General features: G+C 58.6%; 11 protein-coding genes and 1 pseudogene. 6 read left to right on the forward strand and 6 right to left on the reverse strand.

Features of this window, described 5'->3' with window-relative positions; translation table 11 throughout:
• Nucleotides 1–7: 7 nt before the first annotated feature.
• Genes dnaE through LKE28_03985 form a run of 4 tightly spaced genes read right to left on the reverse strand, consistent with a single transcriptional unit; the run spans nucleotide 8 to nucleotide 6,984 of the window.
• Entirely contained in the window at nucleotides 8–3,616 is a 3,609-nt protein-coding gene (gene dnaE, locus LKE28_03970) for a DNA polymerase III subunit alpha (protein MCH3907411.1), read from the reverse strand.
• 2 nt (nucleotides 3,617–3,618) lie between these two features.
• The gene (locus LKE28_03975) at nucleotides 3,619–4,509 is read right to left on the reverse strand and encodes an FAD binding domain-containing protein (GenBank protein MCH3907412.1); all 891 of its coding nucleotides are present in this window, start codon (nucleotides 4,507–4,509) and stop codon (nucleotides 3,619–3,621) included.
• On the reverse strand, nucleotides 4,493–5,047 hold the full coding sequence (locus LKE28_03980) for a ferredoxin (protein ID MCH3907413.1): 555 nt from the start codon (nucleotides 5,045–5,047) through the stop codon (nucleotides 4,493–4,495). Before LKE28_03980 ends, LKE28_03975 begins: the two co-directional genes overlap by 17 nt.
• Nucleotides 5,044–6,984, reverse strand: coding sequence for a molybdopterin-dependent oxidoreductase (locus LKE28_03985; protein ID MCH3907414.1), 1,941 nt, complete (start codon nucleotides 6,982–6,984; stop codon nucleotides 5,044–5,046). Before LKE28_03985 ends, LKE28_03980 begins: the two co-directional genes overlap by 4 nt.
• Nucleotides 6,985–7,280: 296 nt before the next feature.
• Here LKE28_03985 and gap point away from each other — a divergent pair, with 296 nt between their 5' ends.
• The 6 genes and pseudogenes from gap (at nucleotide 7,281) to LKE28_04015 (ending at nucleotide 14,514) form a co-directional block, all read left to right on the forward strand.
• A complete protein-coding gene (gene gap, locus LKE28_03990; protein MCH3907415.1) occupies nucleotides 7,281–8,294 on the forward strand; it encodes a type I glyceraldehyde-3-phosphate dehydrogenase in 1,014 nt (337 codons plus the stop codon).
• 99 nt (nucleotides 8,295–8,393) lie between these two features.
• On the forward strand, nucleotides 8,394–10,478 hold the full coding sequence (gene ligA / locus LKE28_03995) for an NAD-dependent DNA ligase LigA (GenBank protein MCH3907416.1): 2,085 nt from the start codon (nucleotides 8,394–8,396) through the stop codon (nucleotides 10,476–10,478).
• A 58-nt stretch (nucleotides 10,479–10,536) separates the two neighbouring features.
• Complete coding sequence (locus tag LKE28_04000; protein MCH3907417.1) at nucleotides 10,537–11,835, forward strand: aminotransferase class I/II-fold pyridoxal phosphate-dependent enzyme; 1,299 nt, start codon at nucleotides 10,537–10,539, stop codon at nucleotides 11,833–11,835.
• Nucleotides 11,826–12,218 carry a LysR family transcriptional regulator gene (locus LKE28_04005; GenBank protein ID MCH3907418.1) on the forward strand — a complete coding sequence of 131 codons (393 nt, stop codon included), beginning with the start codon at nucleotides 11,826–11,828 and terminating at the stop codon, nucleotides 12,216–12,218. The genes LKE28_04000 and LKE28_04005 overlap by 10 nt, the downstream gene beginning before the upstream one ends.
• Nucleotides 12,199–13,531 (forward strand): annotated as a pseudogene (locus tag LKE28_04010) (ATP-dependent 6-phosphofructokinase). The gene LKE28_04005 and the pseudogene LKE28_04010 overlap by 20 nt, the downstream one beginning before the upstream one ends.
• Nucleotides 13,532–13,866: 335 nt before the next feature.
• A complete protein-coding gene (locus LKE28_04015; protein MCH3907419.1) occupies nucleotides 13,867–14,514 on the forward strand; it encodes a P13 family porin in 648 nt (215 codons plus the stop codon).
• Nucleotide 14,515: 1 nt separating this feature from the next.
• On the opposite strand, the gene LKE28_04020 is transcribed toward LKE28_04015, so the two are convergent.
• A complete protein-coding gene (locus LKE28_04020; GenBank protein MCH3907420.1) occupies nucleotides 14,516–15,001 on the reverse strand; it encodes a (2Fe-2S)-binding protein in 486 nt (161 codons plus the stop codon).
• Nucleotides 14,994–15,881, reverse strand: coding sequence for a xanthine dehydrogenase FAD-binding subunit XdhB (gene xdhB, locus LKE28_04025; protein ID MCH3907421.1), 888 nt, complete (start codon nucleotides 15,879–15,881; stop codon nucleotides 14,994–14,996). Before xdhB ends, LKE28_04020 begins: the two co-directional genes overlap by 8 nt.
• Between the last annotated feature and the right edge of the window lies 1 nt (nucleotide 15,882).

The raw sequence follows: 15,882 nt of genomic DNA on the forward strand, positions 1-15,882 counted from the left end.
CTCCTCGTCAATCATAATATATCGATTCGATGGGCAGGCTGTCCTTCATCACCGTGGTGAAGACATCACTGTACGAGACGCTGAATTCCCGACCGCACTTGATGGTGGTCTTCACGTTCCGCTGTTGGTCGTTGACGGTAAGATACAGCCGGATCTGCCCGGGGTATTCCAGACAACTGTCATGGAGCTTCTCCAGCACATCCTTGGTGCACATCTGTTTGTCCATCTCGATATGGCATTCACTGACGGCGATGGGAGGCAGCTGGTTGGGATCCTGGTACACCTTGTCGATCAAAAAAGAGAGTTTCTCCATCCCCCGGGAATTGTCGAATTTCCCGGTGAACCCATAGATGCCGTCCTGTTGCAGGATGTCCTTGTACTGGGCGTACGTCTTGGGGAACATCGTCGCGCTGAAAGAGGCGTTGCGGTCCGTCAGGGTGAGGAACGCCATCACCGTCTCCTTCTTGGTGGTGAACTGCCGGAGGGTGGTCAGGGACGCCACAATGTTGGTGTCCCGGCCGAACGGCAGCTGTTCCGGTTTGGAGGTGTCGACGACGACGCATTTTTTGATCACCTCACGGTACTGGTCCAGCGGGTGCCCGCTGACATAGAACCCCAGTACCTGTTTCTCCGTCTCCAGTTTTTCCGAAAGGGCCCAGTCGTCCTTCATCTCCATCTGGTACTCGTCAAACTGGGGTTCGGTGCTTTCATCGAACAACGAAATCTGCCCGTAGGCCGTCGCTTCCTTTCTCCGGGTGGCGAACGCCACCGCTCCCTCGATGTTGGCAAGGAGCGTCGGACGGTTGACCCCCAGGCTGTCGAACGCCCCGGCCTTGATCAACGATTCCAGAAGCTTTGAGTTGTACGCCCTGCCATCCAACCGCATCAGGTAGTTGACGAAACTGGTGAACGGGCCGTTCTTTTCCCGCTCCGCGACGAGCAGCTTGACCGGTTCCTCGCCGACGTTCTTGATGCCGGCCAGTCCGTAGACGATCACGCCATCGGCGACGGTGAAGTAGCACTCACTCTTGTTGATGTCCGGCGGCTGGATCTTCAGACCCATTTCCTTGGCCACTTCCAGGTACTCGTTGAACTTGTCCGGGTTGCCCATTTCGTTGGTCAGGTTGGCCGCAAGGAACTCGGCGGGGTAGTTGGCTTTGAGGAACGCCGTCTGGTAGGCCACCAGGGAGTACGCCACTGCGTGGCTCTTGTTGAAGCCGTAGCCGGCAAACGGCTTGAGCATCTCGAAGATCTCGTCGGCGTGCGCCTTGGTCCGGCCCAGCTTCTGGGCCCCTTCCTCGAAGATCGGCAGTTCGTGGGCCAGCTTCTCCGCTTTCTTCTTGCCCATGATACGCCTGAGGATGTCCGCCTGTCCCAGCGAATAGCCGGCGATCACCTGGGCGACCTTCATCACCTGCTCCTGGTAGACGATCACGCCGTAGGTGTTCTCCAGCACCGGTTTCAGGTCGGGGTCCGGGTAGTGGATCGGTTGTTTGCCGTTCTTGCAGTTGATGAACGTCGGGATGTACTGCATCGGGCCGGGACGGTACAACGCGTTCAATGCCACGATGTCCTCGATGCTGTCCGGATGGGCCTGCCGGAGGATCTGCTGCATGCCGGAACTCTCGAACTGGAACACCGCCGTGGAGTCCCCGTTGCAGAGCATCCGGAACGTCTTCGGATCGTGGTCGTCGATGGCGTTGATGTCGAAGTTCGGTTTTTTCTTGTGGATCAGATCCACCGTGTGCTTGATCAACGTCAGCGTCTTCAACCCCAAAAAGTCCATCTTCACCAAACCGCATTCCTCGATCTGGTCCATCGTGTACTGGGTGGCCTGGTTGCCCGTCTTGGGATCACGGTACAGCGGCACGTAGTTGACCAGCGGCTCCTGCCCGATGACCACGCCGGCGGCGTGGGTGGAGGTGTTGCGGTTCATCCCTTCCAGTTTCCGCGCCACGCTGAACAGGGTGGCGTACACTCCGCCCTTGGCCTCCAATTGCCCCAGTTCGGGGTTCTGGGCGAACGCCTTCGCCAACGTCATCTTCGGGTCGTCGGGGATCAGCTTGCAGATCCGGGTCGACTCGTCGAACGGGATGTCCAAGACCCGGGCGCAGTCCTTGACCACCGCCTTGGCCTTCAACGTCCCAAACGTGGCGATCTGCGCCACCCGGTTCTTGCCATAGTGCTCCGTCACGTACTGGATCACTTCCTTGCGCCGTTCGAAGCAGAAGTCCACGTCGAAATCCGGCATGGATACCCGTTCCGGGTTGAGGAACCGTTCGAACAGCAGGTTGTACTTCATCGGATCCACATCGGTGATGTTGATGGAGTACGCCACCAGGCTTCCGGCGCCGGAGCCGCGTCCCGGCCCCACCGGGATGCCGTGGTTCTTCGCCCACCGGATGTAGTCCATGACGATCAGGAAGTAGCCTTGGAAGTCCATCTTGATGATGATGTCCAGCTCGTAGTCCAGCCGCTGCTGCAGCTGGGGCGTTATTGTCCCGTATCGATTCTTCAGCCCTTCATTGGCCAGGTACCTGAGGTACTCCGCCGTGTCCTTGAATCCATCCGGCACCTGGAAGACAGGCAGTTTCGGGCCGGGGAAGTGGATCTGGATGTCGCACCGCTGGGCGATCCTGTTGGTATTCTCGATCGCCTCGGGACACCAGGAGAACAGCTGTTTCATCTCCTCGGGGCTCTTGAAGTAGAACTCGGAGCTGGGGAAGCGCATCCGGTTGGGATCGTCCCGCTTGCTGTTGGTGCCGATGCACAGCAGGATGTCCTGCGCTTCTGCGTCATCCTTTTCGATGTAGTGGATGTCGTTGGTGCATACCAAGGGGATGCCGGTCTCTTCGTGCAGTTTGACCAAGAGCGGGTTGGTCAGCTTCTGTTCTTCCAGCCCATGGTCCTGCATCTCCAGATAGTACCGTCCGTCGTCGAAGACCGAGTTGAACCACAGCGCCCGGCGCTTGGCTTCCTCGTACTGTCCTCCCAGGAGGTTCTGCAGGATCTCGCCGGCCAGACACGCCGACAGGCAGATCAACCCCTCGTTGTGCTCTTCAAGCAGTTTGTCGTCGATCCTCGGTTTGTAGTAGAACCCTTCCGTCCAGGCGGCGGAGTTCAGTTCCATCAGATTGTGGTACCCTTTCTCGTTCATCGCCAGGAGGATCAGATGGTAGCGGTGGTCATGGTTGTGGTCCCCCGGCTCCGGAATGAACGTGTGGTCGGCCGGGTTGCAGTAGAACTCACAGCCGATGATCGGGTTGATGCCTGCTTCCTTGCACGCCTTGTAGAAGCGAAGCGCGCCGAACATGTTGCCGTGGTCAGTCAGCGCCAGGCTGCGCATCCCGTAGCTTTTCGCCTTGGCCACGTACCGGTCGATCTTCGCCGCGCCGTCCAGCAGCGAGAAGTCGCTGTGGTCGTGCAGGTGGACGAACCCTGGGTCGGGCAGCTCGTCCGCCGCCTTCTCCTCCGCCGGCGCCTGTGGCTGGGGTGGGGCGGCTGCCGCCGTCTCTTCCTCTTCCTCGATTTCCTGTTCTTCCTCCGCCTGTTGGGCGAGGAGCTCATCATCGGAGATCGGTTGTTCCTGTTGTTGGTCGGTCTGTTTCTCTTCCATGGTCAACTCTGCAGATAGATGGTGTTCAAGTCATACAGGATGGATCCGAACATCCGAAGCGCCCGCTCCTGTTGCAGCGCGCTCAGACTGGGGTAGGTTTTCTGGAGCTCCCCCTTGAGGTTCCCAATGATGGTGCGGATCGTCTTGGGAGAGACGGGAAGGTTGATGCCGGAAAGTTGCCCGATGATCTCCTTGCTGATGAAAAATCCCTTCTTGGGGAACGTGATGCACATCTGCACCTTGCCCAACGCCACGGCGGTCCGCTCCGCCTGGAAGGCCAGCAGGACGGCCGCGTTCCCTTCCCGTGCCGGGTTTCCGATCAACAGGAACCGCTGGTAGTTGCCGTATTCCAGACCGATGCGGATCTGGGTGAGCAGGAATTTTCCTTCGAACGGGGTGAGTTTCCCATCCTTGTCGTACAGACGGGAGACGGGAATCCACCGGGTGGAGCATTTGCCGTTGGGCAGGTACACCCGCACTTCCGCCACGGCGTCCAGTACGGCCAGCGCCGTGGGGATGGACAGGCGGATGTCCGGGATGCACAGCGAGCCGCCGATGGTCATCTGGCGCCGCACGATGGTGGAACCGATGGAGAGCAGGGCATCCAGCAGCACCTTGGGAAGGATCTGCCGTCCGGTGTCCAGAAGCTGCGCGGCGTTGACCATCGAGCCGATCTGGATGTACCGGTCGGTGCGGGTGATCCGCTCCAGCTCCTCCAACGCGGACAGGTCGATGATCTCGATGTTGGAATCCATCGGGTAAAAGTCCGGCCGGCTCATCAGATAGGTTCCCCCGGCCCAGTTCAGCGCGTCGGGGAACCGGTTGGCGATCTGCCCGTACTCGGAGAGGGTGGTCGGGGTGTGGATGGTGGTGGACCTAAGCTCTTCGTACATTCTTTCTCCTCCGGTAGGACAATGCGATCTCCACGATCTGCAGGAGCTCTCCGGTATCCATGCACTGGCAGGTATTCAGGGACAGTTCCTTGGCGACAGCCTCCTCGTCCAACGGGGTGGTCTCGCCGACGATCTGCGGGCGAAGCCGTCCCGGCATGGAGATTTCCTTGCCGGCGTGGTGTTCTCCGGTGAGGTTCTGCAGGATGGATTCGATCAACATCGTTTTGGACGCGTAGCAGTTCGGGCAGGGCATGTTGCCGGTCACCTGGTAGGCCCGTTCGATGTCACGGCACTGGCGCGTCTTGGAAAATCCGTCAAACGTCTGGATGTTGGCGTCCTTCAGCCGGAAAGCCGGCACCAGACAGGAGAGCACGACGATGTCGTTGACCAGCACCAGGCAGTTCCCGCACCGCGAGCCATGGCAGTTGCTGTTCAGCGACCTGCATCCCACATCCTCGGTGAGGATCAGAAGCAGCGGTTTGTTGGAGTTCACCGAGAGGGAGAGTCCTTTTCCGTCAATGATGCAATCCAGATTCATATGCGTTTCCTCATGATGGTGTTCAGAATGATTTCACTTTTCATCGGCAGGGTGACCTGCACGCCGCCCAGAGCCTGGTCCAGGGCCATGGAGAAGGTCGCCAGCGTCATCGAACGGACGGCGCTGGTCACCGACGAGCCCACATCCTCCCCGTCGCTTTTCAGCGTCAGGTCGATGGTCAGGTTCTTGCCGGTGGCCAGGACCGCCCCGTTTTCCAACAGGGTGGTGACGATGGTGTGCCGGATCTTTTCCCGATATGCCTGCTCGTCGAAAATTCTGCCGGTCAGAACGGAAACCCAGATGCGTCGGACCAAGGGTTGGAACGCGATGGTGTCCACGGACAGTTCCAGGACCATCCCCACCCAGCTGGAGGAAGAGAACAGGCTGTCCGATTTGGGAAATCCGTTGACGCTTTCCACCAGGGGGAGCGGGTTGACGAACCGTTTCTGTTTGACCAGCTCGCAGACCCGCTGGATCTGGGACGGCATCCTGCCGCTGTTGGACGCCAGGACGGACGGACCACTGTCCACCATCTCGTCGGTGTCCGCCGGAAACTGGATGTTGGCTTCCTGGATTCCCAGCTGTTCGCTGATCACCTTCTTCCAGATGCGCGCGCTGGCCCCGTTGGTATAGAAGCAGGTGTTGACCTTCACCTTGTCCCCGGGATCCAGCTGCAACTGGACGGACAACGGCGTGATGTTCTTGCAGTCGCTGGAGAAACCGGCAATCCCCGGCCCAAGGGCAAAACCGATGCCCCGGGCGTAGCTGATGAACGGGGAGAACTTCTCGTTTTCGTCCCGGAGCACCTGGAAGGTGGCGTACTTGCGGTTGAAATCACTGCGGGCGACCAGGTCGTTGACCAGCGTTTTCATTTCCGGATACCGCGCGCAGTGGATCAACGCGTCATGGGTGTCGGATGCGCCGTAGAACTGACTCTTCCACGCCCAAGGGTTCTGCAACGCCTGCTGCGCCACCATGTGGTACTGTGATTCAGTGGTTGCAAGCGCCTCTCCATAGCCCAGATCCCCGTAGAAATGGGCCGGGCTGAGATCACTGCTGGAGAACTGGATGGCGCACCGGTAGGCGTCCAGCGGGCAGGGCGGGGCGAAGCCTGCGAACATCTGGTTGGACATTTCCTCGGAGAACAGCGGGATGGCTCCCTGGTCCACCGTGGCCTTGATGTCGTCGGCGACCGGTTTGCCGTCACCCATGAACCAGGTGGTCCGCTCGACATGCATGGCTGGCCGGTATACCGGATAACTGTCCTGGATCTCCACTGGATAGTTTCCTTTCATGCAGGCCAGCGCGGCGATGGCCGCCAGCACCGACGGGGTGATCAGCATTTCGTCGTGGGGCGCGTAGAACGGGGTGCGGTGGATGACGATTTTCTTCTTGGGGATTAACGTGATGTCGCTGACGGTATCCCGCATGTGGAACATCCACTGCGTCGGAGCGACGATGTGCAGCGTCCCGCCGTCCATCCCCGCCATGATGCGGGTGATGTAGTAGGATGGGCTGCTCAGACGGGTGTAATCATACGTCCGTGTGACGTATTTCAGATCGGGCGCCTTGGTCACCGCATCCATATCCCCCGCTTGGCGGATGTACGGCGCCGACTCTTGGTGCGCCTGGCCCGCTTCGGTGAGCCGGTAGCTGATGTCGATTTCCTTCGCCTTCAGCTGGACGGATTCACTGTCGAAGCCGAACAGCGCCATGATGGGTTGGCCCTTGTAGGAGATCTGGTTGGAAGAGAGCAGCGGCATGTAGTCGCTGGCGACTTTCAGACGGTTCTCTCCACGCACGTCCTTCGCTTCGATGGTGAGGAAGCGGGAGCCCAGTTGCGGCAGGTTGATGGTGTCGATGATGCCGCTGTCCACCGTCGAGCGGATCACAATGCCGTTGAGGATGGTCGCGCGGGAGAAATATGTCTTCGCCATACGCTCAATGTACCATGGAACAGCACCCTTAGCAAGAAAGGACGGCCGGTTGGAGCGATTCCAAAAACGTTCCAAACGGACGAACATGCGAAAAGAAACCGGGAAATCGGACGGTTAATCTGAACCCGTTCACACAAGTGTCGACAACAGCTTGCACAAGAGGCGCCAAATCGATACAGTGGAAAGGCCAGCAGGAAAGATGAGGCGAAAGAGTTTTCATTTCTCCCATTATCCAGTAAGCTGTCCTATGCAAAACAAATAAATACAGGGCAGGTCCCTGTGAAGGAGTTTTTTCTATGGCAAAGATTCGTGTTGGTATCAACGGATTCGGAAGAATCGGCCGTCTGGCTTTCAGAAGGATTCTGGAGGTTGGAACAGAGATGGAAGTGGTCGCGATCAACGACCTGACCAGCCCGTCGGTTTTGGCCCATCTGCTCAAGTACGACAGCACTCACGGGACGTTCAAGGGGACCGTTGAGTCCACTGAGGATTCGATCATCGTCGACGGCAAGAAGATCCGCATCTACGCCGAGAAGGATGCCCACAACATTCCGTGGGGCGCCGAGAAGGTTGATGTGGTTCTGGAGTCCACCGGGTTCTACACCTCCGCTGAGAAAGCCCAGGCCCACCTGGATGCCGGTGCCAAGAAAGTCTTGATCTCCGCTCCTGCGGGCAAGATGAAGACGATCGTCTACAGCGTCAACGACAACACCCTGACCAAGGACGACAAGATCATCAGTGCCGCGTCCTGCACCACCAACTGTCTGGCCCCGATGGCCAAGGCTCTGAATGATGCGTTCGGCATTGAGATCGGCACGATGACCACCATTCACGCCTACACCAGCACCCAGATGCTGCTTGACGGACCGGACCGCAAGGGCAACCTTCGCAATGGCCGCGCCGCTGTCGAGAACATCATCCCGCACTCCACCGGTGCCGCGAAAGCGATCGGTCTGGTGCTTCCCGAGCTGGATGGAAAGCTTCAGGGCCATGCCCAGAGAGTTCCTGTGAAAGATGGTTCCGTCACTGAGCTGGTTTGCGAGCTGAAGGCCAAGAACGTCACCGTTGACATGATCAACGACGTGATGAAGAAGGCCACGACGAACAACGACAGCTTCGGCTACAATGGCGACGAGATTGTTTCCTCCGATGTCATCGGCATCACCTACGGTTCCCTGTTTGACCCGACCCAGACGGAAGTCTCCACCGTCGGCGACAAGCAGCTGGTCAAGGTGGTTTCCTGGTATGACAACGAGAACGGCTTCACCTGCCAGATGATCCGCACGCTGAAGAAGTTCGCGTCTCTCTGAGGTTTCCTCAGGTATGTATCATGCCGGTCCTCTTCGGAAGACCGGCATTTTTCATGTCTCCGCTTGAGATGCCTTTTCCGTTGGGGTACAATCCAAGGCATGGACATCAAAGAAGAAGTGGCGGAGCTTTCCGACAAGCTCAGGGCCTGGCAGAAAGCATACTACGTGGACGACCATCCCTTGGTCAGCGACCAGGAATACGACCGTCTGTTCGACCGTCTGTCCCAATTGGAAAAGGAACATCCCGAACTGCGCAGGGACGATTCCCCGACGGTGCGGGTTGGCAGCGACCTGACCAGTGATTTCCCCGAGGTGCGCCATACCATCCCGGTGCTCAGCCTGGACAAGGCTTATTCATCCGAGGCGATCCTTTCCTGGATCCAGAAGTGTGAGGAGAAGATGGACGAGGAGCTCTCGTTCGTCATTGAGGAGAAGATCGACGGCGTCTCGATGGTTCTGTACTACGAGGACGGAGTGCTGGTCCGTGGGGTGACACGGGGCAACGGGACGGTGGGCAACGACGTGACGCCGAACATCAAGACGATCCCGTCCATCCCGCTCAGGCTGCCCGAACCGGTCACCATGGCCGTCCGGGGGGAAGTGTACCTTCCCAAGGCGCCGTTCGCCAAGCTGAACGCCCAGATGGATCCCCCGTACGCCAATCCCCGCAACCTGGCCGCCGGCACGATCCGGCGCATCCATTCCAGCGAGACGGCCAAAGTCCCGTTGAACATCTTCGTCTACGAGGGCTTCTGGCAGGGGAACCGGCCGTTTGACGACCACATCCAGATCCTGGAGACGCTGAAGCAGTACGGGTTCCGGACCAATCCGACCATCGGATATTTCTGCAAGAGCAAGGAGGAGGCCGAGGCACGGCTGAAAAAATCCGGGCTTTCCGGACAAAGCGGCTCGTTCTCCGACATTCCCGCCTACATCGCAGAGCGCACCCGGAGCCGCAAGGCGCTGCCCTATGAGATCGACGGGCTGGTGGTGAAGATCAACGAAATCTCCGTCCGTGAAGTGTTCGGCTACACCGGCCACCATCCCCGCTGGGCCATCGCCTACAAGTTCGAGGCGCCGCAGGCCCAGACGGTGCTGAACGGGATCGACGTCCAGGTGGGGCGGACCGGGAGGATCACGCCGGTGGCCCGGGTCACGCCCACCGAGGTGGGTGGCTCGACGGTCAGCAACGTGACGCTGCACAACCAGGATTACGTCGACCAGCTGGAACTGGCCATCGGCGATACGGTGGAGATATCCAAACGGGGCGATGTGATTCCGGCGGTGGAACGGGTCATCGAGAAGAACGAACTGGGCAACCCCACCTGGAAGATGCCGCCTCTCTGTCCGTGCTGCCACACGCCGCTGGTTCGTCGCGGCGCGCATACGTTCTGTCCCAATCCGCTCTGTCCCGACCAGATCCGCGGGCGGGTGGAGTTCTTCATCGGCAAGGAACAGATGGACATCGAGACGTTCGGACCAGAGACGGCCGGCCTGTTGATCGACAAAGGGGTCTTGAAGGACATCCAGGACATCTACACCATCGACTACGCCCACGTGCTGGCGGACGAGCCGGGATTCGGGGAGAAGAAGATCACCAGCATCATCGAAGGGGTGCGGGAAAGCAAGAAGCAGCCGTTCCACCGGGTACTGGTCTCCTTGGGAATCCCGGAGATCGGCAAGAAGGTGGTGGACCTGTTGATCAAGAACGGGCTGTCCAGCATGGACGAGCTCCTCTCCGTGGCGAAGGCGCAGGATTATCCCCGTCTGACAAGCATCAGCCAGATCGGCGAGAAGACGGCGAAATGCCTGTTCGACGGTCTGCTGGATCCCTTGAACCAGCAACGGATCGAAGGACTGCGCAGCGCCGGGCTTGCCATGGAGGAGAAATCCGTCACGACGGATCTTCCCCAGACGTTCGCCGGCCAGGTGTGGTGCGTCACCGGATCGTTCGAACACTTCAATCCCCGTTCCAAAGCGATGGAAGAGGTGGAGAAGCGGGGAGGCCGGACGGTCTCCGCCGTCTCCGCCAAAACAACCCACCTGCTGGTCGGCAAAGGTGGCGGCTCCAAAGCGGAGACAGCCCGCGCGCTGGGGGTGAAACTGGTCAATGAGGAGCAGTTCCTCGCCCTGCTGGGGCAAGCGCAGTCCTCCGGGGAAGGGCAGGGGGATTTCGGCTTCTGACCGGGTGACATTCAGGGGCAAAACGGCTATAAATGAACTGAGGAAGGAAAGGAAAGCTATGCAAGCATTGGCGATGGAATTGAACAAGACGTTGGAAGGTACCGTTGCTTCGGATTTCTTGTCTGACGTAGGCAAACGCATCTATTTTCCCAAGGGCATTGTAGCGCAGAGCGCCGAGGCGAAAACCAAGGCCACCTTGTACAACGCGACGATCGGCATGGCTACCAAAGATGGGCAGCCGATGTATCTTTCTGACATCTACGACCAGTTCGTTCCCGGTTCGTTCAAGCCCGGCCAGCTGTTCAGCTATGCTCCGGGCGGCGGGGATCCGACGCTCAGGGACCTGTGGAAGGCGGAGATGCTCCGCAAGAACCCATCCCTTGCCGGCAAGCATATCTCCCGTCCGATCGTCACCTCCGGTCTGACCCACTCGCTGTCCATCATCAGCATGCTGTTCTCCCAGGAGGGGGACACGCTGGTGCTGCCCGACCTGGCATGGGACAACTATGAGTTGATCTACACCTCGCTGAACAACGTTGCCATCAAGACGTTCCCGATGTACGACGCCGCCGACGCGTTCAACGTCGCCGGGATGGTGGACGCCATCAAGAGCGTGAAGAGCAAGCAGGTCCGGATCCTGTTGAACTTCCCCAACAACCCGACGGGATACACCCCCACCACCAAAGAGATGGGGATGATCACCCAAGCCCTGGTCGATCTCGCCGAGGACGGCTACAAACTGCTGGTCATCAGTGACGACGCCTATTTCGGTCTGTTCTATGAAGCGGATACGGCCAAGGAAAGCCTGTTCGCCTCGCTGTGCGACGCCCATCCCAACATTCTGGCCGTCAAAGGGGACGCGGCGACCAAGGAAGCGATGGTCTGGGGCTTCCGCATCGCGTTCGTCACGTTCGGATGCAAAGGAATGACGGACGAGCAGTACGACGCGCTGGACAAGAAAATGCTGGGCATGATCCGTGCCTCGGTGTCCAACTGCGACCATCCGGGCCAGAGCCTGTTGGTCCACGCCATGCAGAGCGCCACCTACCAGAAAGACAAGGATGCCGTGTTCACCGAGATGAACGAACGGTACAAGGTGCTGAAGGAAACGCTTCATTCCTACGTGGACAAGTACGACCTGCTCAAGCCGTACCCGTTCAACAGCGGCTATTTCATGGCCTTCTCCTGCAAGGGAAGCGCCGAGGCGCTGCGCAAGCACCTGTTGGACGACTACCACATCGGATGCATCAACATCGCCGACAAGACGCTTCGTCTTGCCTACTGCTCCGTACCGAAGGAGCAGATACCCGGTTTGGTGCGCCTGGTGTTCCAAGCGGCCGGAGAGTTATGGAACTGAAATCCAAGCTCTATCTGATCGACGAGGATGGAGAGAAGTTCATGGGCATCGGAGTCCTGTGGCTTCTGGAAAAAATCGCCATGGAGAAGAGCTTGAGGAAAGCGGCGGCGGATCTGGGTATTTCCTATTCCAAGGCATACATGATGGTCCGCAATTTGGAACGATCCCTAGGGGTGGCGGTCATCAACCGCCAGAAAGGCGGCGCTGACCATCCGGGTGCGACGCTCACCCCGTTCGGTGAGAAATTCACCGAACTGTATGGAACCTTCCAGAGGGAAGCCAAGGAAAGGCTTGAAGGGCCATACGCGACCTTCAAGGCATCGCTCGCCACATTGATGGATGCAGCAGAACAGGAGTCTGACGATGGAAAAAAAGAAGATTGATTTCACCATTCCGAATCTGGGGGAGGCGAAGATTCCTTCCCCGATTGCGATGAGCGAAAGCCATGGGGATGGATACGCGGATTATGTCAGTGATGATGACAAGATCCTGTATTCCATTGAGGCGAAGGCACAGGGAGGGACGATCACCTGCAACGGGGACGACTACCTGGAAGGTAGCCGGTCCACGGGCGAAGATCTACTTCAATCCCGCCCATGTCCACGCGGCGATCTGCACCTGTGGTGGCATCTGTCCGGGATTGAACAACGTCATCCGCGCCGTGGTGCGGTGCTTCTGGTACCGCTACGGCGTACGGAGGATCAGCGGTGTCCAGTTCGGGTACCAGGGCCTGTTGGAGAACAGCCCCTGGCCGTTGATCACCCTGGATCCGGATGTCGTGGATGACATCCAGGAGAAAGGCGGCACGATTCTTGGCTCGGCCCGGGGTGGCGGCAAACAGGTCGACGAGATCGTCGATTCCCTGGAACGGCTGAACATCAACATCCTGGTGACGATCGGTGGTGACGGCACGCTTCGCGGGGCGAGCGACATCGCCGACGAGATCGAGCGCCGCGGCCTGAAGATCGCCGTCGTCGGCATTCCCAAGACGATCGACAACGATCTGTTGTACATCCAGAGTTCCTTTGGCGTGGATACCGCCGTGCAGATGGCCGTCCCGGTAGTCCGGTGCGCCCATGTTGAGGCGAAGAACAGCATCAATGGCATCGGTCTGGTCAAGGTGATGGGACGTGAGTCCGGCTTCATCGCCGCCCGCACTTCGCTGGCGCAGAGCGACGTGAACTTCTGCCTGATCCCGGAAAACCCGTTTGACCTGGATGGGCCGAACGGATTGTTGGCCCACCTGAAGACCCGTATCGTCGAACGTCATCACGCTGTCATTCTGGTCGCCGAAGGCGCAGGGCAGGAGTTGCTTCCTCCCGCCACGGAGCATGACGCGTCAGGGAACCTGAAGTTCCACGACATCGGCGTGTTCCTCAAGGAGCGGATCAAAGAGTACTTCGCCCAGGAAGGGATGGAGTGCAACGTCAAGTACATCGACCCGAGTTACATCATTCGCAGCGCAGCGGCGGACAGCTATGATTCCATCTACTGCGCGCGGCTCGGCGCCCACGCCGTCCACGCCGCCATGGCGGGGAAGACCAAGGTGTTGATCAGCGAATGCAACAACCGGTTCGTCCACATCCCCATCGCCGCCGCGGTTTCCCGCCGCAACCACGTCGATCTGGAAGGAGCCCTGTGGCGTGACGTGCTGGAGAACACCCGCCAGCCGGTATCGATGCGCAATACGCTGTAATGGTTCAAAAGGTCGGTATCGTTCAATTTTGAGAAAATACCGACCTTTTTTTCATAATTACCGACCATACAATAAAAAGTCAAAAAATTTTTTTTAAGAATATTGACACTTAACCGGTAAACTACTATATTGCGGACAGAAAAGACAACGAGAAGCCGCCGTAAGGCAGCACAACATCGGAATTTTTTCTAACCTCCTTTTGTACCAACCTTGGGTTTAACCTCCTTTTCCCGGGTTGGTTTTTTTATGTCCCGGAATGTGGGAAGTTTGTCTCTGACTCCGTTTTCCTTGCGTTTTCGCCGTACATCCCCTATGCTTGAGGAAAGGAGACCGAAATGCGAAAGACCATTCTTCTGTCCGTGATCCTCTGCGCATTCCTGGTGGTACCGGTGACAGCCCGTTCAAACGACCTGTTGAGTGTCTTTCTTCGTGGCGCGACATCCGCGACCCCTACGATCAGCAAGGATTGGAGGCCTGATGCGCTGAATCAGGCAAAAACCCTGGCTCCGACGCTGGATGACGCGGGAAGGGACCAGTACTTCAAGGAGCACAAGCTCAACCTGTTCGTCCCTTCGCTGCTGCAGGCGGTTTTGGGCTTCGGTGCCGGCTCCCGGATGATTGGAGACACAATGGGCAGAACCCTTTCGATGTCTTTTGACGGCATTTCACTTAGCATCTCCGGGTTGGGGATGCTCCTTTGGGGCGTTGATTTTCTCGTGACGGTAATCTTCCAGTCCATCGCTCATGGGAGCTCCTATTATGAACCCACCAAACTGGGGCAGGTAGGGCAGACCATGGGATGGATCGGACTGGGCTCCCTTGCCTTGGCGCGGGTGGTCGCCGTGACCCAGCTCTTTGTCTGGGGTGGTTCGTACAACGCCAAGCTGAAGAAGGCGCTCCGCGCCCCTACGCTGGTCGCCAGGCTTGAACCAGAGGAAAAAGGATTTTCCACCACCATTGCATGGAACATTCCGCTTGATTGATTCAGGATTGTTGCTTGTCCTTGCCGTCAATCGTCTTTTCGATGGCGTCGATGATCTTCTCGTAGCCGGTGCATCGGCAGAAGTTGCCGGAGATCTGCCTGCGGATCTCATCACGGGTGTACTTCTTGCCGCTTTCCACCATGGGGACGGCGGACATGATGAAGCCCGGGGTGCAGAACCCGCACTGGACGGCGCCTTCGTCGACGAACGCCTGCTGCAGGTCGGACAGGTGCCCTTCGGCATCGGAGAGGCCTTCCAATGTCCGGATCGATTTTCCGTTGGCCCAGATGGCCAGATAGATGCAGGAGTCGTACGTCTCGCCGTCGATCAACACGGTGCAGGCGCCGCACTCTCCGACCTCACAGCCTTTCTTGACGCTGGTCAGCCCCATCTCGTTGTGCAGAAAGTCCGCCAAAGACATCCGGACGTCGATGTATTCCTCCACCGGTTTCCCGTTGATGGTGCATGTGAGAACCTGCTTAGCCATTGAATTTGCCTCCTGCTCGTTCGATGGACGTCTTCAGCGCCCGTCGGGTCAGTTCCTCGATCAAATGGATCCGGAACTCCTTGGATGCCCGCCATGAGGTGCGGGGATTGACGTCGTTCAGCGCCGCTTTCGCCGCGTCGTCCAGCAATGCCTGGTCGAAGCCTCGTCCCTGCACCACCTTTTCCACGGTGAAGCCGCGGACCGGTACCGGGGCCGCGACGCCGTAGGCGATGCGCATCCGTTCAATGTGTTGTTTCTTGGCATCCAGCCGGACGTTTGCGGAACAGGCCATCGTGGCGATGTCCATCGCCCGACGCATGGCATACTTGATGTAATGCCCGTAGGTGTCCTGGTAGCTTTCCTTGGGAATCCGGATGGCGGTCAGCAGCTCATCCGGCCGGAGATCGACCTTTCCCGGTCCTTTGTTGAAGTCGGCGTACGGGACGATCCTCTTGCCCTCCACGCTGGACAATTCCAGGATGGCGTCAAACGCCTTCAATGTGGTGGCGGAGTCGGCGCTGGTCACGCCGTTGCAGATGTTGCCCCCGATCGTCCCGATGTTCCGGATTTGCGGTCCGCCGACCTGGTCGACCGCTTCCTGGAGCGTCGGGATGTTCTGCTGGATCAACGGGCTTTGGGAGACGTGGGAGAAACTGGTCAACGGAAGGATGACCAATGTCCCGTCTGGCTCCATCGAGATGCCTCTGAGTTCGTCCAGACCGAAGATGTTCAGGATGTCCCGTCCCGCTTCCTTTCCGGCGCGGATGTTGATCAACACATCGCTGCCTCCGGCGAGGATGACGGCATCGGGATGCTCCTTGCGCAACCTGAGTGCGTCGGCAAGATTCTTGGGTTGATACAATTCCTTGAAATCGAACATG

The sequence above is a fragment of the Sphaerochaeta sp. genome (assembly GCA_022482495.1).
Lineage (GTDB): Bacteria > Spirochaetota > Spirochaetia > Sphaerochaetales > Sphaerochaetaceae > RUG023.

Bases quoted from the DNA above. Each gene is read 5' to 3' on its own strand.
- dnaE (MCH3907411.1), bottom strand. From the start codon at position 3,616: ATGGAAGAGAAACAGACCGACCAACAACAGGAACAACCGATCTCCGAT.
- LKE28_03975 (MCH3907412.1), bottom strand. From the start codon at position 4,509: ATGTACGAAGAGCTTAGGTCCACCACCATCCACACCCCGACCACCCTC.
- LKE28_03980 (MCH3907413.1), bottom strand. From the start codon at position 5,047: ATGAATCTGGATTGCATCATTGACGGAAAAGGACTCTCCCTCTCGGTG.
- LKE28_03985 (MCH3907414.1), bottom strand. From the start codon at position 6,984: ATGGCGAAGACATATTTCTCCCGCGCGACCATCCTCAACGGCATTGTG.
- gap (MCH3907415.1), top strand. From the start codon at position 7,281: ATGGCAAAGATTCGTGTTGGTATCAACGGATTCGGAAGAATCGGCCGT.
- ligA (MCH3907416.1), top strand. From the start codon at position 8,394: ATGGACATCAAAGAAGAAGTGGCGGAGCTTTCCGACAAGCTCAGGGCC.
- LKE28_04000 (MCH3907417.1), top strand. From the start codon at position 10,537: ATGCAAGCATTGGCGATGGAATTGAACAAGACGTTGGAAGGTACCGTT.
- LKE28_04005 (MCH3907418.1), top strand. From the start codon at position 11,826: ATGGAACTGAAATCCAAGCTCTATCTGATCGACGAGGATGGAGAGAAG.
- LKE28_04015 (MCH3907419.1), top strand. From the start codon at position 13,867: ATGCGAAAGACCATTCTTCTGTCCGTGATCCTCTGCGCATTCCTGGTG.
- LKE28_04020 (MCH3907420.1), bottom strand. From the start codon at position 15,001: ATGGCTAAGCAGGTTCTCACATGCACCATCAACGGGAAACCGGTGGAG.
- xdhB (MCH3907421.1), bottom strand. From the start codon at position 15,881: ATGTTCGATTTCAAGGAATTGTATCAACCCAAGAATCTTGCCGACGCA.